This is a genomic window from Paenibacillus mendelii, from assembly GCF_024498075.1.
In the GTDB taxonomy this organism is placed as follows: Bacteria; Bacillota; Bacilli; order Paenibacillales; family Paenibacillaceae; genus Paenibacillus_Z; species Paenibacillus_Z mendelii.
In genome coordinates this window covers 617,832-634,205 of sequence record NZ_JANHOF010000003.1, presented here as the reverse complement: position 1 = coordinate 634,205, position 16,374 = coordinate 617,832, and the positions used below count along the sequence as shown (strand labels likewise).

21 protein-coding genes are annotated in these 16,374 nt (G+C 47.9%); 9 read left to right on the top strand and 12 right to left on the bottom strand.

Annotation, left to right across the window (positions count from 1 at the left end; translation table 11 throughout):
- Nucleotides 1–92: 92 nt before the first annotated feature.
- Complete coding sequence (locus tag NNL21_RS13565; protein ID WP_256555211.1) at nt 93–1,844, bottom strand: sensor histidine kinase; 1,752 nt, start codon at nt 1,842–1,844, stop codon at nt 93–95.
- 91 nt (nt 1,845–1,935) lie between these two features.
- On the bottom strand, nt 1,936–2,613 hold the full coding sequence (locus tag NNL21_RS13560; protein ID WP_204819501.1) for a tetratricopeptide repeat protein: 678 nt from the start codon (nt 2,611–2,613) through the stop codon (nt 1,936–1,938).
- 206 nt (nt 2,614–2,819) lie between these two features.
- Between NNL21_RS13560 and NNL21_RS13555 the strand changes: the two genes are divergently transcribed.
- From NNL21_RS13555 to NNL21_RS13525, 7 genes are all read left to right on the top strand, one after another.
- Nucleotides 2,820–2,990, top strand: a complete 171-nt coding sequence (locus NNL21_RS13555) for a hypothetical protein (protein ID WP_204819500.1) — start codon at nt 2,820–2,822, stop codon at nt 2,988–2,990.
- A 36-nt stretch (nt 2,991–3,026) separates the two neighbouring features.
- Entirely contained in the window at nt 3,027–3,203 is a 177-nt protein-coding gene (locus tag NNL21_RS13550; RefSeq protein WP_204819499.1) for a hypothetical protein, read from the top strand.
- 552 nt (nt 3,204–3,755) lie between these two features.
- The gene (locus NNL21_RS13545) at nt 3,756–4,070 is read left to right on the top strand and encodes a hypothetical protein (RefSeq protein WP_204819497.1); all 315 of its coding nucleotides are present in this window, start codon (nt 3,756–3,758) and stop codon (nt 4,068–4,070) included.
- Nucleotides 4,071–4,111: 41 nt separating this feature from the next.
- Entirely contained in the window at nt 4,112–4,732 is a 621-nt protein-coding gene (locus NNL21_RS13540) for a hypothetical protein (protein WP_204819496.1), read from the top strand.
- Nucleotides 4,729–5,244 (top strand): accessory gene regulator ArgB-like protein, encoded by a 516-nt coding sequence (locus NNL21_RS13535; protein ID WP_204819495.1) that lies wholly within the window; start codon nt 4,729–4,731, stop codon nt 5,242–5,244. Before NNL21_RS13540 ends, NNL21_RS13535 begins: the two co-directional genes overlap by 4 nt.
- A gap of 5 nt (nt 5,245–5,249) precedes the next feature.
- A complete protein-coding gene (locus NNL21_RS13530) occupies nt 5,250–5,372 on the top strand; it encodes a cyclic lactone autoinducer peptide (protein WP_204819494.1) in 123 nt (40 codons plus the stop codon).
- 23 nt (nt 5,373–5,395) lie between these two features.
- Nucleotides 5,396–5,779 (top strand): LytTR family DNA-binding domain-containing protein, encoded by a 384-nt coding sequence (locus NNL21_RS13525; RefSeq protein ID WP_204819493.1) that lies wholly within the window; start codon nt 5,396–5,398, stop codon nt 5,777–5,779.
- A 100-nt stretch (nt 5,780–5,879) separates the two neighbouring features.
- Here NNL21_RS13525 and NNL21_RS13520 read toward each other — a convergent pair whose 3' ends face one another.
- Entirely contained in the window at nt 5,880–6,731 is an 852-nt protein-coding gene (locus NNL21_RS13520) for an ATP-dependent DNA ligase (RefSeq protein ID WP_204819492.1), read from the bottom strand.
- A 133-nt stretch (nt 6,732–6,864) separates the two neighbouring features.
- Between NNL21_RS13520 and NNL21_RS13515 the strand changes: the two genes are divergently transcribed.
- Complete coding sequence (locus tag NNL21_RS13515; RefSeq protein ID WP_256555210.1) at nt 6,865–7,068, top strand: alpha/beta-type small acid-soluble spore protein; 204 nt, start codon at nt 6,865–6,867, stop codon at nt 7,066–7,068.
- A 178-nt stretch (nt 7,069–7,246) separates the two neighbouring features.
- On the opposite strand, the gene NNL21_RS13510 is transcribed toward NNL21_RS13515, so the two are convergent.
- The 3 genes from NNL21_RS13510 to NNL21_RS13500 all read right to left on the bottom strand — a co-directional run bounded on the left by NNL21_RS13510 (nt 7,247) and on the right by NNL21_RS13500 (nt 9,266).
- Nucleotides 7,247–7,471 (bottom strand): helix-turn-helix domain-containing protein, encoded by a 225-nt coding sequence (locus tag NNL21_RS13510; protein ID WP_204819491.1) that lies wholly within the window; start codon nt 7,469–7,471, stop codon nt 7,247–7,249.
- A 141-nt stretch (nt 7,472–7,612) separates the two neighbouring features.
- The gene (locus NNL21_RS13505) at nt 7,613–8,188 is read right to left on the bottom strand and encodes a hypothetical protein (protein ID WP_204819490.1); all 576 of its coding nucleotides are present in this window, start codon (nt 8,186–8,188) and stop codon (nt 7,613–7,615) included.
- Nucleotides 8,189–8,348: 160 nt separating this feature from the next.
- Nucleotides 8,349–9,266: a phytanoyl-CoA dioxygenase family protein gene (locus NNL21_RS13500; protein WP_256555209.1), complete on the bottom strand. Its 918-nt coding sequence runs from the start codon at nt 9,264–9,266 to the stop codon at nt 8,349–8,351.
- Between the two features lie 173 nt (nt 9,267–9,439).
- Here NNL21_RS13500 and NNL21_RS13495 point away from each other — a divergent pair, with 173 nt between their 5' ends.
- Nucleotides 9,440–10,291, top strand: coding sequence for a helix-turn-helix transcriptional regulator (locus NNL21_RS13495; protein WP_204819488.1), 852 nt, complete (start codon nt 9,440–9,442; stop codon nt 10,289–10,291).
- Between the two features lie 91 nt (nt 10,292–10,382).
- Here NNL21_RS13495 and NNL21_RS13490 read toward each other — a convergent pair whose 3' ends face one another.
- The 6 genes from NNL21_RS13490 to NNL21_RS13465 all read right to left on the bottom strand — a co-directional run bounded on the left by NNL21_RS13490 (nt 10,383) and on the right by NNL21_RS13465 (nt 16,258).
- Nucleotides 10,383–11,288, bottom strand: coding sequence for a YhcN/YlaJ family sporulation lipoprotein (locus NNL21_RS13490; protein ID WP_204819487.1), 906 nt, complete (start codon nt 11,286–11,288; stop codon nt 10,383–10,385).
- Nucleotides 11,289–11,411: 123 nt separating this feature from the next.
- On the bottom strand, nt 11,412–12,587 hold the full coding sequence (locus NNL21_RS13485; protein ID WP_204819486.1) for an ATP-grasp domain-containing protein: 1,176 nt from the start codon (nt 12,585–12,587) through the stop codon (nt 11,412–11,414).
- Nucleotides 12,584–13,717 carry a DegT/DnrJ/EryC1/StrS family aminotransferase gene (locus tag NNL21_RS13480; RefSeq protein WP_204819485.1) on the bottom strand — a complete coding sequence of 378 codons (1,134 nt, stop codon included), beginning with the start codon at nt 13,715–13,717 and terminating at the stop codon, nt 12,584–12,586. The genes NNL21_RS13485 and NNL21_RS13480 overlap by 4 nt, the downstream gene beginning before the upstream one ends.
- Nucleotides 13,718–13,747: 30 nt before the next feature.
- On the bottom strand, nt 13,748–14,773 hold the full coding sequence (locus NNL21_RS13475; protein ID WP_204819484.1) for a glycosyltransferase family protein: 1,026 nt from the start codon (nt 14,771–14,773) through the stop codon (nt 13,748–13,750).
- 21 nt (nt 14,774–14,794) lie between these two features.
- Nucleotides 14,795–15,988 carry a glycosyltransferase gene (locus NNL21_RS13470; RefSeq protein ID WP_204819483.1) on the bottom strand — a complete coding sequence of 398 codons (1,194 nt, stop codon included), beginning with the start codon at nt 15,986–15,988 and terminating at the stop codon, nt 14,795–14,797.
- Between the two features lie 6 nt (nt 15,989–15,994).
- Complete coding sequence (locus tag NNL21_RS13465) at nt 15,995–16,258, bottom strand: hypothetical protein (RefSeq protein WP_204819482.1); 264 nt, start codon at nt 16,256–16,258, stop codon at nt 15,995–15,997.
- Between the last annotated feature and the right edge of the window lie 116 nt (nt 16,259–16,374).

Below are 16,374 nucleotides of genomic sequence, written 5' to 3'. Positions count from 1 at the left end.
TCATCACAAAATAATTGCTTACGTTCAGTATACATAATTGAAGTTCCTATCGCATAGATCGATTGCGGGATAACGACAAAATTACCACCGCTTTAATCCAAGATGCGGACAATGAAGGTTACCATGTTCGGTTCATTCAGAACAATTTGCACGGAGCCCTTATAGCGGTCGACGATCGTCTTTACAATGGCTAGTCCGAGTCCTGAGTGGGTGGCTCCTTTCGTGCTGTACCCACTTTCGAATATAGGCTTGCCGCTCAGTTTCTCGATATTGTCGCATGTGTTGCTCACCGCGAACTCCATGTATCCGCTCTGTTGCTTCCCTTTGATCGATATCAATCGCCGCTCTTCCGGGTACTGCATCACTTCGTCAAAAGCATTGTCAATGAGATTGCCCAGCACGCGGGTCAAATCCAGCGATTTAATCCCGAGCCCCAGATGATTCATGTCCGTAAAAGATGTTTCCAGCTTAATTTTGAGCGATTCGGCCTGGGATATCTTCGAGCGGATCAGAGCGGCAATCGCCGGGTTGCCAATATTAATGATGTCGTTCAATTGTCGGATTTCACCGGTAAGCTCACAGGTGTAAGCCTTCAATTCCTCCGTTTTGTTTAATTCCGCCAATGCATGGATCGTCTGCACATGGTTCAGAAAATCGTGGCGCTGCTCCCGAATGGCCCGGAACAATCCGTTGATTTCATCGACATAGGTTTCTTGCGTCCGCCGCACCAGCTTATCCTGCGATTTACGGTACGAGGAGGCCGTTAAATAAGCCACAATCAAGCTCAGCAGGGTGGCCGTTAACATAATAAGGGCGATGTTGTGAAATTGCTTGTCGAGTGTGTTCTGAATCGTCTGATAGTCCGCAACTAACGTCAGGACATACCGATTGATCGGCTCGCCGTTCTCATCCAGCATGCTCGTTGATTTGTCGACAGACACGGGGATGAATAGCTTGAGCACGTGCTTATCGTTAATGGTTGTGTTAACGGTTATGGATTCATTTGACTCATTGGCTTCTTTGACTAACCGCTGATCTTGGTCATACTTGAATAGATAGGAACCGTAAATAATCGGCTGCTGCGTCATGTGAAACAGCGTATCGCCCTTCTGCGTGACCGTCGTCTGTTCTCCCAGGGGGAACGTGCTTGGGTTAATACCCGCGATCTCCAGCAGCGTGCCGTTCTCATGAAGCGTCTTGGCAATGATCGTGTTCACGCCTGTCTCTTCGTCATAGTCCTGCTGCCTGTCTTCATAGCTGATATAGGGGTCGATAATGTAATTCGTCGACCCGTCGAAATAGTAGCCCCACTTCCGAATTTGGCTCGTTTCGGTTTGCGCAAACTCGAAGGGGCCCGTCCAAAAATGATTCAGCCGCTGGCCCCAATCAATCGAGACGTTTCGCGTGTCGAACAGCTCGTTGAACGCCGCGTACCAAGGATTCCACGTACTCGTTTTGAAGCCGATCTGCTTCGGATCGGACGATTTGTACAGCTCTATATTATCGCTCGTCCGTTTAAGCAGCGTAATATGAAGCACATCCAGCTTCTTGCTTAGCTCGATTAATTGCTCCTTGGTGACCTTCTCCACGTCGGGATCGAGTGCATACTGAGCAGCTATAGAGACTGCCCGAAGCTCTCGTCCGATTTGCTCTTGAAATTTCTCGGAACCTTGTCTGGAAAGCTCGATGGAAATTTCTATCTGTTTTGCAATCGTTTGCAATTCATGTTGGAGGCTGTCCTCCAATGACCTCTTCGTTGTGAAATAATAGATGGTGTTATTAACGCCAAGCAGAACGGCGATTAACACAATAGCCAGCAGCCAGACGTTACGACGCATTATCATGAGACTCTCCTGTTTGTCCGTTGTTAGTACGCGACTGATTCTATTCCCATGAAGTTGTGATGGGCTTCCTAAATGAACGATTTGCTTCCGGTTAAGAAGGCCATACCCGGCGGATTCGGGCAAGGAGTGCCCATTTGCGTTCTTGCCGTTTCTTATACTTGGGCAGCATCCGATAAACCGCGCCGCACTCGGCGAGAGCGCGCTTCTCATCCTCAAGCCGGCCGAGCTGTTTATAAATCTGCGCCAGCTTATAGTACGCTTCGCAGGATGAGGTTTGGATGGAACGAAACGCTTCAAGCTGTTCGATCGCCTTCTGAGGATCCGTCTTCGCATATAGGGACGCCAGTCTCAAATATGGAGCGCCGTATTTGACTCTAGGGTTAATCGACAAGGCATTACGGATTGCTGCTTCCGCGACCTCCGGCTCAGAGAGAGGAACCAGACAAGCTCCGAGATCGTCCCAAAACTCTGCCGAGTTCTCGAGGGCATCCTGCAGCGGCATGAGGATCGCCTTCGCTTCCGAGTAGCGTTTCCGCTCGATCAGCAATCTCGCCAGCTCATGCTTACCCGGCACATCACTCGGATTCATCAATACCTGCTGACGCAAACGCCGTATAGCCGTTCTTCGCCGCAGCGGTTTAATGAAGCTTGGCGTAAGGCCGACAAAGCGCCGGTCAATGACATATAGAATAACGAGCAGTACAATCATTGCCAGAAATGGATTCCCAAGCAAAGCCCACAATAAACCGAATATCAAAGATTTACTCATTATTTCCTCCGTATCGTCAGTGGCTCTTTCCTTATTGTACATGATTAAGACGTTAGGGGATAGCCAGAAATTACGACCTTTTTCACAGGCCTATAGGAGGTTTATCCCTAGCATTTTCAGGGAATCATACATAAAAACAGGTCCATATGGAAACCTTACTCGAAGGTAGTCAATTGCAGCTTTCGGGAAGGATGCAGGTTTCAATAATGAGCGATAAAAACAATTTGCGTGAACAAACGGCCGATCAGGTTGCGGGGTTATCCATCCAGCCTGACCGTAAGGATATTTCAGCAACAGACAACTTTGACTCTGTCGTTGAAGAAACCATGAATAATATACAGAAGTCGCTACTAGGCGACGAGGATGATGACAAGTAGCGCGCCATTTATCCAGGCTCAATTGGAGGTGATTCTATGGAATACAAAACAGCTGCACTACCATCGGATGCCGTTGCACGGCTGCAGCAGCTTGAAAGCGACCTATCCAGCGCTACAGGTGACAATATCGTGTTGATTGCATACGCTCAGCAAGAAGGCGGCAAACGAAATCCGGCGATCTATGATTCGACATTGAATACCGACCGTGATTAGTTTGTCCCAGTCCTGTTTCAAAGAATTGGGCGCCGGGTAAACAGAAGATACGACCCCCCTATTAATATAGATCGACTTGGGCCCGCAGCGATGCGGGCCGCTTTTTTTTGTCCAATGCGGCAGATGTCCCTCATTTCAAGGCGAATGATATCGTCAAAATATCTATGCTTGGTTACAAACACCCAAGCACATGATAGATACCATGCATAACCTACAGGGTACTCAACCCGTAAGGAGGTGCATTGAAAAATGTCCGGTTACGTTGGAGGAGCATTCACAAACACAGGATCAATCCTGGTACTTTTCATTTTGTTGGTGATTGTCGCTTGTAGCTGCATGGGCTTCAGTGGCTACGGTAAAGGCTGCTAATTGAATCTTAGATCAGACTCAGCCTCTACATCATACTAACCGATCTATTAAGGTTAGACCTTGTGCAGAAAGGCCCATTCTATGGGTCTTTTGCTATTTACACAATTGTATGAAAATGTCTTGCGGAATATATGACAAAATCGTATATTTTATACAGTAAGTACAAGGCAGGTGATTGAACGTTTGGGCTTATCATTAAAGGAATACTCCATATTAGCCGAAGAATTGGGGGGAGACGTTGGGGTCCGCATACTCGAACTGGTTCATAAGGTTGAAGAGCTTAATAAGGAGCTAGAGGGCAAGAAGCTGCCCCAGCTTCTGGGTAGCGCTAATGTAGCAGAAGTGCTGGGAATCGATGTCCGGAATATGCATCACAAACAAAAGACGAAGTATTTCCCTGAACCCGCTCTATATGTCGGCAGCAGGCCGTTATGGCTCGAACGTGAAATCATAGAATACAAAGCAAAAATAGATGAATGGCGGCGCGAGAAAATATAACTCGCATCATCACTCATTGTGGACAAGCAGGATGGTGGGTTATGGACTTTATATGGTTTATGCTGTTCTCAACGTTAGAGGGGATAGCTGTTTACGCTCTGGCTCTTTACATATTCCGGTATAACTTCAAACGATTTGTCTGGCATTCGTTAATTATTATTGAATTGATCAATTTGCAGAATTACTTGACCCGAGAAGACCTTTCTTCCATCTCGTATATTGCTCCGATCATTAATATCCTGATAACGATTTTGTTTCTAAAAATAATTGTTCGCATTCCGATTTTGCAGTCCATGTTTATGACAGTCGTTGGTTATATCGTATACATGGCGCTCCAGACATTTATCATATCATTTTCCTTTAGCCTATCGGAGATACAGGAAGATCCGCTCAAAGGTTATCTCGTACAGTTTTTAACCGGTTTCTTCGGGACGTTAATCGGCTGGACTTTATATCGAAGAGGATTTGGGTTCACCTTTGATTTTGAAAGACTCCGGTTTAAAGGCGAACAACTGCTTGTCATTGTCTTGATCATTGGGTTTATTATCGCTTTACTTTTGATGATGTATTTTCAAGATGTGTACGCGAATTTATTTGGCTTTCTACTGTCCTTATTCGTATTCCTGTTTTACTCCATACGAAAGGAAGCGTCGATAGATTGATTAATGTACTGTCCCATAAGATCGCTGCCGGGATTAAGTCGAAGGTGCCTGAACATCAGGCAAGCGTCGCTGTATTACAGTACTCGATCTCTTTCATTCTGAACATTATATTTATAATCAGTTTATCTTTAGGGATATCTCTTTTGACCGGCCAAATAGCGAATGCGACCATCGCGCTGGTCGCATTCGCCGCACTTCGCCAGGTTTCGGGCGGCTATCATTTGCATTCTGGCATGATGTGCATTGTCGTTTCCACAGCCGGAATCACGCTGCTTTCCTTTGCAGATTTCAACGGTACCGCCACATTCATATTCAATGCAATAGCGTTTATAATAGCGCTGTTCTTCGCTCCATCCCGAATTGAAGCCCAGACCCGGATTCCTAAGAAATATTTTCCAATCCTTAAACTTATATCTCTAGCTATGATTGCGATTAGTTTTCTTGTGGGTAGTTCTGTCTTGGCTTCAACTTTTCTGGTACAAGCATTGACGTTAATTCGGATTAGGAGGTGAGAAATATGGTGAAGCGGGTCTATAGCATAATTGCAACCGTGCTTGCAGCGGCTGCGGTTTTGGTTGTTAATACTGCGAGCTGGGGCTACATTCATCAGCCAGAAACACCAGAAGAACTGCTCAAGTAATAAAGCTCAGGGGTTGGTCAGGGATGCAGCAATGTAAGCAATTGTCTGTCACACTCGATATCGACGGAAAACTGGGTTTTGAACTTGTAGACATTCATGATATCATCTTTTTCGAGTACGACAACATCATTAACCGAATCATTATTCATACCGCGAACAACAAATACTACACCATGAGCACGTTAAAGTATTTCATCGAATCACTCAACAATAGTGGATATTCATTCAAGCTGGTCGATCGAAATAACGCCGTTAATATCGACAAAATCGTTTGTCTGGATACGTCGACCAAGAAGGCTTATTTTGAATGGCCCACTAATACTCGATCCAAAAACTGCACGTTTTCCGGCAAGCACTTTGAAGAAGTCATGAAGCTGTTATCAAGCGGTTCGATCGTAATTGCATAATTGAACAATGACAGCCGGGCCTCCAAGGTTCGGCTGTTGCCTGCGTATAGGATGCCCTCACTCTATCTGCCGACACGATCACGATCTGCAGTAAGCTGAGCTATACGACAAAATCGACAAATTCCGGCAAACGAAGCATGCCGTTATGATTCCGGTTTCGATAACGCAGACGGGCCTGGATTTGGGGCTGGATATACACGAAGTGACGGTCTTCGCCTGTTTGAATCTCATTGGCTGCCCTATGGAACTCTCTGCGGAGCACGGCGGGAAGCGATAGCTCAATTCTACCGGGAGTCCCGTCATTGATTTGCGCGAGCAGCGCAAAATGTTTTTTTCGATAGCCGATAATAGGCACATTCTCGTATTGATAGTTCATCACCTTCAGCCATCCATCGCTTGGTCCGCTAACATAGCGGCTGTCCTTCCGCTTGGCTACGATCCCTTCCAGAGACAGGGACTTAATCACATCGAATAGAGCAGAGCCATCCCGATTGATTCGCATGACCTTCTTATAAAACTCGTTCTCCGTTAGTATCTCCTCGAGCAGAGCCTTCCGTTCGACGAGAGGCCAGCTGCGCACATCTTCCCCTCCCGCAAACAGCACGTCAAAGACGAAATATCTCACGGGCAAGCGCAGCCGCCCTTCACGTATCTTCGGTTCCTTGCTCTGCTTGAAGCGCTCCATGAGATGCTCGAACTCAAACCTGCCTGTTTCCGGATTCATATACCCAACCTCACCGTCCAGCACAACATCGCAGTCAGGCTTGACCGGTACATTAAACAGCTCCGGATACTGCCGGGTACAGTTGTTATGATGCCTCGTATACATCTGAACCTTGCCGTCTATCAGCGACAATATCATACGATGCCCGTCTATTTTCGGTTCGAATATGTAACGATCATCGTCAAAGGGCTCCTCTCGTTCTTCGAGGAGCATCGGTGTAATAAACATGGGCGTATCCTCCGTATCCATACTGCTCTTTCGTCCATTGTATCACTTCGAATCGTTCATGAATTCCGGTAAGTGATGCATAGACCTCCTGAATGTTCCACATAATATTTCCAATATCAGGAGGTGAGCTCAGGTGGCTAGAAATAATCAGCTTGTCGTTCCACAGGCGCGTATGGCATTGGATCAATTGAAGTTCGAGGTTGCACAGCAGCTAGGCATTCCACTGCCTGCAGATGGTTACTACGGTAACATGCAAACGCGTGAGATGGGACTAATCGGCGGCAACATTACACGGCGCCTCATTCAAATCGCGGAGCAGCAGCTTGGAGGAAGATAATCCACTGTTGTTGAAAACAAACCATGCTTAAGCCCGCACAATTGCGGGCTTCTCTTATTTCATAGTCTGAGTCATGTCAAAAAGCCTCCTCTCCCACACCTCTCCAAGTGCGGAAAAAGAAGGCTTGCGCCGATGAAACGGCGGTAATGAAGGTGCCTGCGCAGATGTCACATCAACATTAGATCTTTAATTCCCCAAGCTTGATCAGCTCGACAACTGCTTGCGAACGACCCTTGACATTAAGTTTCTGCATCACGTTCGAAATATGGTTGCGGACGGTCTTTTCACTGATGAACAGTTGTTGTGCGATATCCCTAGTTGTCTTATCCTGTACCAGCAGCTCGAATACCTCGCGCTCACGATGGGTCAATAAAAACTTGCTCTTCTGGTCGCTACCCTTCAAGATTTGTCACCCCTCCTTGCTCGGGTTTTTATGGTTTAACAAGGTTAAGGGATACAGTCAAATTATAGTATGAAAGGGCATTTGCAGTGGTGCGGCTTCTAACAAAAATGGGCACAACGTTTCCCTGCCCGCGGCTTGTCATTACTGTAGGATCGTCACGACAAAGTTATATCTTGCACCGCTGGGCAGCTTAACGACACAAGCGAAACCGAAATCATCGATCGGCACCGATACGACGAGCGCCGGATTAACGACCGTTCTGATGAGGCGGAGCAGCGCGTTGGATTGCCGCTTGATGACGAGATCGGTGACGCGAGCCGTGAACTGGCGGTTATTCGCCATCTTACGGAGAAGCGGCAGCATAATACGGGAGACGGAGCGGATTTGTGCGGTGCAGATCTTCTCTCCTGGACGGAAGATCCCCACGCAAAACTCACTGGAGCCATTGCCAAAATCCAAACAGGCATCGAAGCCGGCTCCGACACCCACCATTGCGCCGGGAACCTCCAGCCGAATGATCGTTTCGACCCGGCTAAAATTCAGTGCTTTAACAGCCTGGACAAGCTGCGTCGCATAATTACGGTCGCGCACGATCCGGCCATACAACGGTAGGGTGCGTTTGGATATGGTTCTAAGACCTCGTATGATGTCCTCCCGCTGCAGAACGATCACAGTCTTCTTCCGGCCGCTGACCGATCTGATTCTTCTGATCCTCATGCCGCTCTCCTCCTAAGGTAAGATCCTCTCCTTTCACTATATGCTGCAATCCTCAATAGGAAATTGGATGCCTGTCCGCTAACCACCCCGAATGAATAAATAAGGGCTATCCCCCAGTCATAACAATCAGGGGAAAGCCCTTATTTGATACTCTCATTACTTAACGCCGCCAGTATGTCTCATGTGTATACCGGTAGTGCTGGGGCTGCTTCGGCTCACGGATTGCGAAGCTTCCGGTCGGTTCATAGGCGAACGGTTCTTCTGCTTGCGCATATGGCGCTTGCTTGCGACGCTCGATGCAATCGAGCAGAACGTTCTGCTTCAAGGACAGATACTCCAACGTATGCGGTCCGAATTCAGCTTCGATCGCACCTGGACGGAATTCGTAATACACGGTGCGGCGTAGCGGATTGCCATCACCTGCCGGAGAACCGTGCAGCACTTCAATGTTGTGTAGAATAACATCACCCGGCTGCATTGGAACCGGTATCGCATCCTCCGTCTCGAACCCCGGGCGTCTGCAGCGCTCGTTGGCTTCCTCCTGAGACCACAGATGACTGCGCGGTATGACCCAGAGGCAGGTTTGTAAATCGGCTTCATCTAAGTAGAAATCAACGTTAAAGATCGGATGCGGATCTGTGCAGCCTTCTGGGACGGCAGCATCACGATGCCAAGGGACGATCATCCCTTCATTCGGCGCCTTCAATACCATCGAATCCCAAGTCGGAATAAAGTTTGATCCCTGCAGCTTTTCCACGGAACGCAGAATATACGGATGGCCGAGCAATATTTTCATCGGATCGCTCTTATCTATCACGTATTCGATACGATGCAGTGTATTCTGGCCCGATTTCACACCTTTTCCATACCTGTAATCGGAATCCTCCGGCATGCCCGCCATCCCTTTGTCATACAAGATACTCATCTCAGACTGAATCAGCTCCAGCTCCTCGCCTACGAGGACGTTGCGGATGACCAGAAACCCGTTATCCAAAAAAAACTGGGCTTCTCTATCTGTTATACAAGGCTGTAGACGCGCGTCGGCTGTAATAAGCTCGACATGATTAAGCTTCGTCAATTCATATCGCTCCCTTATAAGAGAATGATCCTTCTCCATGTAAGTATAAGAGATATCACTGCCCCCGTATTTAGTTCAAAGTAACAATTCGGTTGCCGATATCACACGGATACTTCATAATAGATGACACTATGACAGCGTTCACATTATGGATAAGGGTGGCTAGATCGTCCATGGAAAAACCGCCGGTTCACTACTATGCGTTACCCGAGCATGCAGCCGGGAAGTATTATTTTCCGCCGTACATTACACTCGCGCATCTATTTCACGCCCAAGGCAGCTGGGGGATTCTCCCGCGCATGCTGAACAACTATCAGTTTCAATATGTCGTTGACGGCATAGCTGAATATGAAATCGAGGGACGTACGATCATCACCCGCAAGGGGGATCTTATTTACCACTCGCCTATGCAGCTTCATGAAGTAAGAACTCTTCCAGGTGAGCCATATATATGTATCTCCATTCTGTTTCATTTCGGGGAAAGCGCCTATCCCGTAACGGAGCTCATAGGCGAGGATCGTTATCTCGGCAACTACGCAGGCCATACGATTGAGAAGATGCTCTCGCAGCTGATCGCTCATTATCATCAGCCCGGATTAACACATCATACGTCATGCCAAGGCCTGCTCATGCAATTATTCGGCGAATTGTCCCGCTGCAAGCAGGAGCGTGAAACGACTACAGAAGGGCAACATAAAATCAAGACGAAGATGGTACTGATCCGCAACCATATCGCCAATCATTATGACCGCGAGATCCGCCACAAGGAGCTTGAGCAGCTGTCCGGTCTAAGCCGCAATTATATTATCGTCAAGTTTCGCAAGGCGTTCGGGATGACGCCCTTCGAATATTTAACACGCGTCCGGATAGAGAGAGCCAAGGAGCTGGCTGTCCAAACCAATATGTCCATTGGTGAAATTGCCGCGTCGGTTGGTTATTCCGATGTGCATACATTCGGTCGAATGTTCAAGAATAATATGGGCGTCAGTCTGAGCCAATTTTGCTCATCTCTCGTCACGGATTAGATATTTAAGCATAACAAAATAAGCCTGAGGGTATACTTAGGCAAAAACCGGTCATCGCATAAGTGTACGACAACCGGCTTCTTCACTTTTGTTATTTCAAGGTTGTTCCTGATTCGGCAGGAAAGATGCGGTCCACCATGGCATTGAATTCCACAATAAAGCCTTGAATCGGCTGACCCAAACGGACATCCTCCATATAAGAAGTCATTCTGGAGACAAAGTCGGGATTGGCCGATACATAAACATTCTTGATTTGGGGCGCCGAGATTTTCACTTCTTTGGCGATCCGGTCCTTCAGCGTACCGATTGTTTCGGTTTCATTCGTTGCCATGGATTTCATGCGATGTGCGGATGACGGATTCATAAAAGTGCCAGCGCCTCTAGGATAATCCTTGTTTGCTTGATTCGGCTTGTATGTCCGGTATAAGGAGCGGTTCGTATACGTCTTCTTATCATCGAAGCTCCTTGTCGCATTCATGCCGTTTCTTGTGCCCAGCATATCGTAATCCGATGACTCCATACGAGCGCCGTTGCCCTTGATTCCCGTCATTCCCTTTGGCAAGTAGCTATCATTCGTGCGGGAAAGTGATCTGCCCTCCGTCTCCATGCCCTTGGCAGATACGCCTGTCTTATCCACCTTCTTGTCGTCAAGCGACACGGCTACATACGCATTGTTGTCGGTAAGCATCACATATGCCTTACTGACTCCCTTCATGGATGAGAGGCGTTCAGCGACCTCCTGGCTCATCTCCAGACGGTAGTTGCGGTGTAAGCCGACGAGGTTGTTGCTGTTCAGCCTGCGGCCGTCCAGACGGTTCATCTCATTCATCTGATCATTAGCGAATCGCTTGTTCATGATCCGATTGCCATTCATATCGTAACGCACACTGTTCTCACGAATATTCCGATTACCCAGATCACCTGTCTTCTCCATACAGCCCGTCAACATGGTACCAAGCATAGCTCCTGCTGCAAGCACTACCCATTTGCGATGCATCTGCCATCCTCCGTTTCGTTTGGCCATAAAGTCGAATAAAGGCCCGGTCTTATCGTTGACCGTTCAGGGGGAGGCTATGCTGGCAATTTTCCGGCAGATGCAACCGCAAATTTATGGCGATCTTCACATGGAGGCGATCTTTATTTTTCCTTTAACCTCCTCTAATCGCTTCAACGCTTCTTCCAAATCGTTTCCTTTGACGATGATCTGGCCGACGCGGTCCGTACCAACCCGGAATTTACGAACCTTATCGCCAACTTTGTAGTCAAAGGTTACTTGAATGATGTCCGCATGGCGCTCATTCCCATCCTCAAGTTCTGTGATTTCTCCATCTGTATCGGTAATGAGAAGCTCACATGCGCAAGGCTGGGAGGAATGGATCTGAAAATCAGGGCTCATATGAAGAGCGGCTCTGACCATCTGTTCATAGTAATCGAATCCGTAAAAGGTCGATACGAGCTCGGGCAAGCAAGTCGCTCCCGCTCTGCCGCCTATTTCTAGAACATACACCTTGTTGTCTTTAAGAATAAAATCCGCGTTAATCGCGCAATTATTCAAGCGCAGCGCGCGAATGCTTTGCTCCAGCTGATAACGAATATCCTCTTCCACCATATCTGGCAGCTCGTACGGTACGTAATGGCCGATCGGCACTCCTGTATCCCCATAGAACATCAGATCGCCATGCGGCATAACGAATTGAATCGAATTATTGTATACGAATGCTTGCGCTCCAAACTCGATTCCCTCGACAAATTCCTCGATCACAAAAAAATCTAGCTTTGTCACTTTCATCACTTCTTCAAAAGCGTAATCGACTTGCCCCGTTTCCGATACCTTCACGATCCCCTTACTTGCACCGCTATCCACGGCTTTAAAGACAAGAGGGGGCGATAACGCATCGAAAGCGTGATACGCCTCCTCTTTACTTGTCACCTTGACGAATTTCGCCGTTCTAACGCCATATTCCAGAAAAGCCTGCTTCATTTCCCATTTATTCGATGAGAGCTTTGCCGCCTCATAGCTGACCCCGCTAACCCCGAGCGCATCCGCCACTTTACCGATCGCCTTGACAGCCACATCCGTACCCGTCGTGCAAATACCGTTTATTCCTTCGAGTCTGGCGATTTCGACGATTTTATCCGCATGGGTCGTGTCTTCATAATAGATCTTGTCGGCGAGCGCAAATCCCGGGTAGCTTCCCTGACGGCTTACAACAACGACATTCAACCCCATCTGCTTTGCAGTTTGAATTAATGGAAGCTGCGAGATGCCTGCACCCAGAATCATGAGCTTTCTCATGGCTTGAACTCTCTAATGCGGCTTATGATCCGATCGAGATCTTCATCGGTTACATTGGGGTGGATCGGCAGGGTAAGAATTCTCTTCCATATTTCCGAGGAAAGGGGGACGAGCGCTTTCAAATGAATGTAACACGGATGGAGATGGCAAGGGTAGTAGTGGACTCCGGAGGCGATATTATGCTCCTGCAGGTGCGTAATCATACGATCCCGCAAACTATCTTCGTTAAATTTGATTTGGAACAAATGCCATGAACTCCGGGCATATGGCTGTTCCTGCGGCAGCTCAATCCATTCCAAATCGTTCAGCTCGGCTTGATAACGTTCTGCGATTTCTCTGCGCCTTCCGTTCATCCGGTCCAATTTGTTCAACTGAACGAGGCCGATCGCCGCTTGCAAGTCGTTCATGTGGTATTTGTATCCGATATCGTTGACGAAATACTGCCAAGCATACACTTTCTCGTGGGACGACCGCATCCACGTATCGCGAGAAATGCCCACCCACCGTTTCTCGCGAAGCCTCCGGTTCATCCATTCCGCATTACAGGTAATTCCTCCTCCTTCGCCGCTGGTCAGATTTTTGACCGCATGAAAGCTGAAGCAGGTCATATCGCTGATCGATCCGATACGCCTGCCTTTATACTCCGCACCGCAGGCATGAGCGGCATCTTCCACCACTTTGATTCCCCGCGAATTCGCTAGTTCATGTATGGCATCCATATCGCAGGGGTGACCGCCCATATGGACGACGATGATGGCTTTCGTTCGATCTGTAATCTTGCGCTCGATATCGGCTACCGATAGATTCATCGTAACCTGTTCGATATCGGCAAAGACCGGTGTGGCACCTACATAACTAACGGCGTGGACGGTGGATATGAAGGTCATGGAAGGCACGATGACCTCGTCGCCAGGCCCGATTCCCAGAATATCCAGCGCCAGATGAAGCGCAGCCGTCCCGGAATTGAGCGCAACCGCGAAGCGGCTGCCGGCAAAGCCAGCAAATTGTTGTTCGAATTGTTCGGTCTTGGGTCCCAGACCAAGCCATCCGGAACGCAGCACTTCCGCTACCGCATCGATTTCTTCTTGCCCGATGCTTGGCTGTAGAACAGGAATCAGTTTATGCTCCAAGTGAAATCACCTTTCTTTGTCCCATATTTATTATGACATCAGAATTTGGGTACGCCATCGTTCAGCACATACTTCCACTGAGAAATGTTCCCATGCTGATTTTTCTGCGTTATTCGTAATCGTCTGCCTCAGTTCCGGATTTTCAATGAGCTCAACCATCGCCTCATACCAATCGTCTCTCGTTTCCGAGACAAGCATTCCGTTTTCTTTGTTCTTGACCCAGTCCTCATAGGCCGGATAGGAGGAATAGATACCCGGGATCCGGCAAGCGGAGTATTCGCGAAATTTATTGTTGGTTTTACAATCATGCAGCAGCGAATGCTCTAATGGAGCAAGGCCGATATCCCACTTTGACCGGTAGAGACGTTTCAGAAAGTTCTTATAATCCGAATCATGCTGGACATAGGACACTTGCGGTTTGCCTTCGAGTCCCTCAGGAACGAACCCGTAAAACTCGATTCTAATTTTATCCCCATAGGTTCGTAGAATTCCTCTCAGCGCATTCGTAACCGGTTCAAAGGCAATATGCTTCTTGCCGCCTTCATAACCGATTACAATTTTATCCTCATTCTTATTGTCCTTCACCAATCCGGAAATCAAGGAAAAATCGACACTGCCCGGGAAATTAACGACTCGATTGGGATTAAAATGCGTCTCGAGATGTTTAGCGAAAAATCCGGAGGCCACTTTGATGATATGAGCATTTTTCAGAAATTTGACATACGTCTTCCTTTTATTCGATTCGTGATAATATCTACCCATATCGGTTGCCGGTGACATGGCCAGAAAGTGATCGTCGATCACGTACACCGTTTTTTTTCCCATCTCGCGGGCCAGCTCAAGACTTTTATACGCCTCTGGTTGAACGGTGCGAAAAAAGATCACGATATCTGCTGCAGCTAGCCTGGATATCGACACATCTTCATCGGACCGGACGTCAAACTGGCATACCCCCATTTTCTCCAGATGCCGAAACGGTTGCTCTAAACCGATTTTATAAGATGCGATTTTGTCCGAGCCGATGATGAGTACATTGATATCTCCTCTTCTACCCATTGTCCGCTCTCTCCCTCCAGCCTACTTTTTCAAAATAAACTTCTTCCAGTTATCGATGCACGTATGCAGCGAAAAATGCTGTCTTGCCGATGCTTCGGCATTCTCTCGAATACGAAGCCGCATCGTAGGATTCTCGATCATTGCCTTAATACCTTCAAACCAATCTTGCTCGGTGTGTTTAACAAGATAACCTGTTTCTCCTTGTGTGACCCAGGGTGCATACACGGGAGAGTTGGAGTAGATGCCTGGAATTCGGCAAGCTCCGTATTCACGAAGCTTATTATTCGTCTTGCTCCTATTGAACGGATTATCGTTAAGCGGGGCAATGCCGATATCCCAGTTGCATCGGTTTAATTTCTTAATGAAGTCCTTGTAGTTCATGCCCCCTTCTTCAAAGTGAACACTCGGATGGTCGGCCAAGCTGACCGGGACATAGCCGAAAAACTCCATTCGGACAAAACCGCCATAGTAATCAAGGATCTTGTGCAGAGCCGGAATGACGGGAGCGAAGTCCTCCTCTTTAGCGCCTCCTTCATAGCCGATCACAATTTGTTCGTGCTCCCGTTCATTCCGTTTCTGTTCATCAAGCCAATCAAAATCGACGCTGGCCGGAAAATAAACGACATTCTTATTGAACCTTTCTTCGATATAGGCGCCAAGTTCCTGAGCATCCACTTTAACGATGTGCGCGTTTCTCAAGAATTTAATAAAGGTCTCTCTGCGAACTGGATCGGCATAGTACTGACCGACTGCTGTCGTCGGCTGAATCTCCAAGAAATTGTCGTCGATGACATATATCGTCCGTTTCCTAAGCTGCAGTGCCAATTCCAGCCATGTATACGCCTCAGGTTCGACATTGCGGACAAACACGATCGCATCTGCCGCCTCTATCATTTCGTGGCTGACCTCATCTTCCTGCTTCACATCGTAACGTAAGTTATCTAGCTTATTCAGGGCGCTTAAAGGTTGAAGAACGCCGATCTCAAGCGATGGAATAAACCCGGCCGTGATGACAAGAACATCCGCAGCGGGATGGTCGGGTATGGCGACGGCCACAGCGCTTTGGGATTTCTTCACAGCGTCCGCGCGACCTTGTGCGAATCCATCCTCTTTGCCCTTTCGAAAGCCGTTAATATGCCCCTGCTGGAAAGCGCTCAGCCGAACTGAACGCCGCTTCCTGGTCTTCCCGGACCTTTGTTTTTTTCTCAACGCCATGACGTATCAATCTCCCTTATATGCTTCTTGATGACCGGTTTCCATTCCCTCTGCGTAGCCCGCGTTGAATCCTTCATTGTAAGCGGCATCGAACCCCGCATCATAAGATTGATTATAGTTACCGGCCGGAAGGGCGGCGGGCTTTTTGAGGACACGTCTTCCCATCCGGCTCTTTCCTCTTCTTACTGTAGATTTCAGCACTCTTCTTCCGGTTTTTCGTAACGGTTTTCTGCCTTTTACCGCCTTTGCTTTCGTTTTTCGTTTGATCATCGTTGCACCCTCCTAAAAGTTTTGTGAAGCTTCCGCTTCTTGATTTTATTCATCGCAACAAAACTCGCTTCGGAAGCATAAGCCTCGTTTTGTGAAGCTTCCGCTTCTTGTTATTC

What these genes read in the sequence shown, in the direction of transcription:
- NNL21_RS13565 (WP_256555211.1), bottom strand. Translation starts at nt 1,844, where the DNA reads ATGATAATGCGTCGTAACGTCTGGCTGCTGGCTATTGTGTTAATCGCC.
- NNL21_RS13560 (WP_204819501.1), bottom strand. Translation starts at nt 2,613, where the DNA reads ATGAGTAAATCTTTGATATTCGGTTTATTGTGGGCTTTGCTTGGGAAT.
- NNL21_RS13555 (WP_204819500.1), top strand. Translation starts at nt 2,820, where the DNA reads ATGAGCGATAAAAACAATTTGCGTGAACAAACGGCCGATCAGGTTGCG.
- NNL21_RS13550 (WP_204819499.1), top strand. Translation starts at nt 3,027, where the DNA reads ATGGAATACAAAACAGCTGCACTACCATCGGATGCCGTTGCACGGCTG.
- NNL21_RS13540 (WP_204819496.1), top strand. Translation starts at nt 4,112, where the DNA reads ATGGACTTTATATGGTTTATGCTGTTCTCAACGTTAGAGGGGATAGCT.
- NNL21_RS13530 (WP_204819494.1), top strand. Translation starts at nt 5,250, where the DNA reads ATGGTGAAGCGGGTCTATAGCATAATTGCAACCGTGCTTGCAGCGGCT.
- NNL21_RS13525 (WP_204819493.1), top strand. Translation starts at nt 5,396, where the DNA reads ATGCAGCAATGTAAGCAATTGTCTGTCACACTCGATATCGACGGAAAA.
- NNL21_RS13520 (WP_204819492.1), bottom strand. Translation starts at nt 6,731, where the DNA reads ATGTTTATTACACCGATGCTCCTCGAAGAACGAGAGGAGCCCTTTGAC.
- NNL21_RS13505 (WP_204819490.1), bottom strand. Translation starts at nt 8,188, where the DNA reads ATGAGGATCAGAAGAATCAGATCGGTCAGCGGCCGGAAGAAGACTGTG.
- NNL21_RS13495 (WP_204819488.1), top strand. Translation starts at nt 9,440, where the DNA reads ATGGAAAAACCGCCGGTTCACTACTATGCGTTACCCGAGCATGCAGCC.
- NNL21_RS13490 (WP_204819487.1), bottom strand. Translation starts at nt 11,288, where the DNA reads ATGCATCGCAAATGGGTAGTGCTTGCAGCAGGAGCTATGCTTGGTACC.
- NNL21_RS13485 (WP_204819486.1), bottom strand. Translation starts at nt 12,587, where the DNA reads ATGAGAAAGCTCATGATTCTGGGTGCAGGCATCTCGCAGCTTCCATTA.
- NNL21_RS13475 (WP_204819484.1), bottom strand. Translation starts at nt 14,773, where the DNA reads ATGGGTAGAAGAGGAGATATCAATGTACTCATCATCGGCTCGGACAAA.
- NNL21_RS13470 (WP_204819483.1), bottom strand. Translation starts at nt 15,988, where the DNA reads ATGGCGTTGAGAAAAAAACAAAGGTCCGGGAAGACCAGGAAGCGGCGT.
- NNL21_RS13465 (WP_204819482.1), bottom strand. Translation starts at nt 16,258, where the DNA reads ATGATCAAACGAAAAACGAAAGCAAAGGCGGTAAAAGGCAGAAAACCG.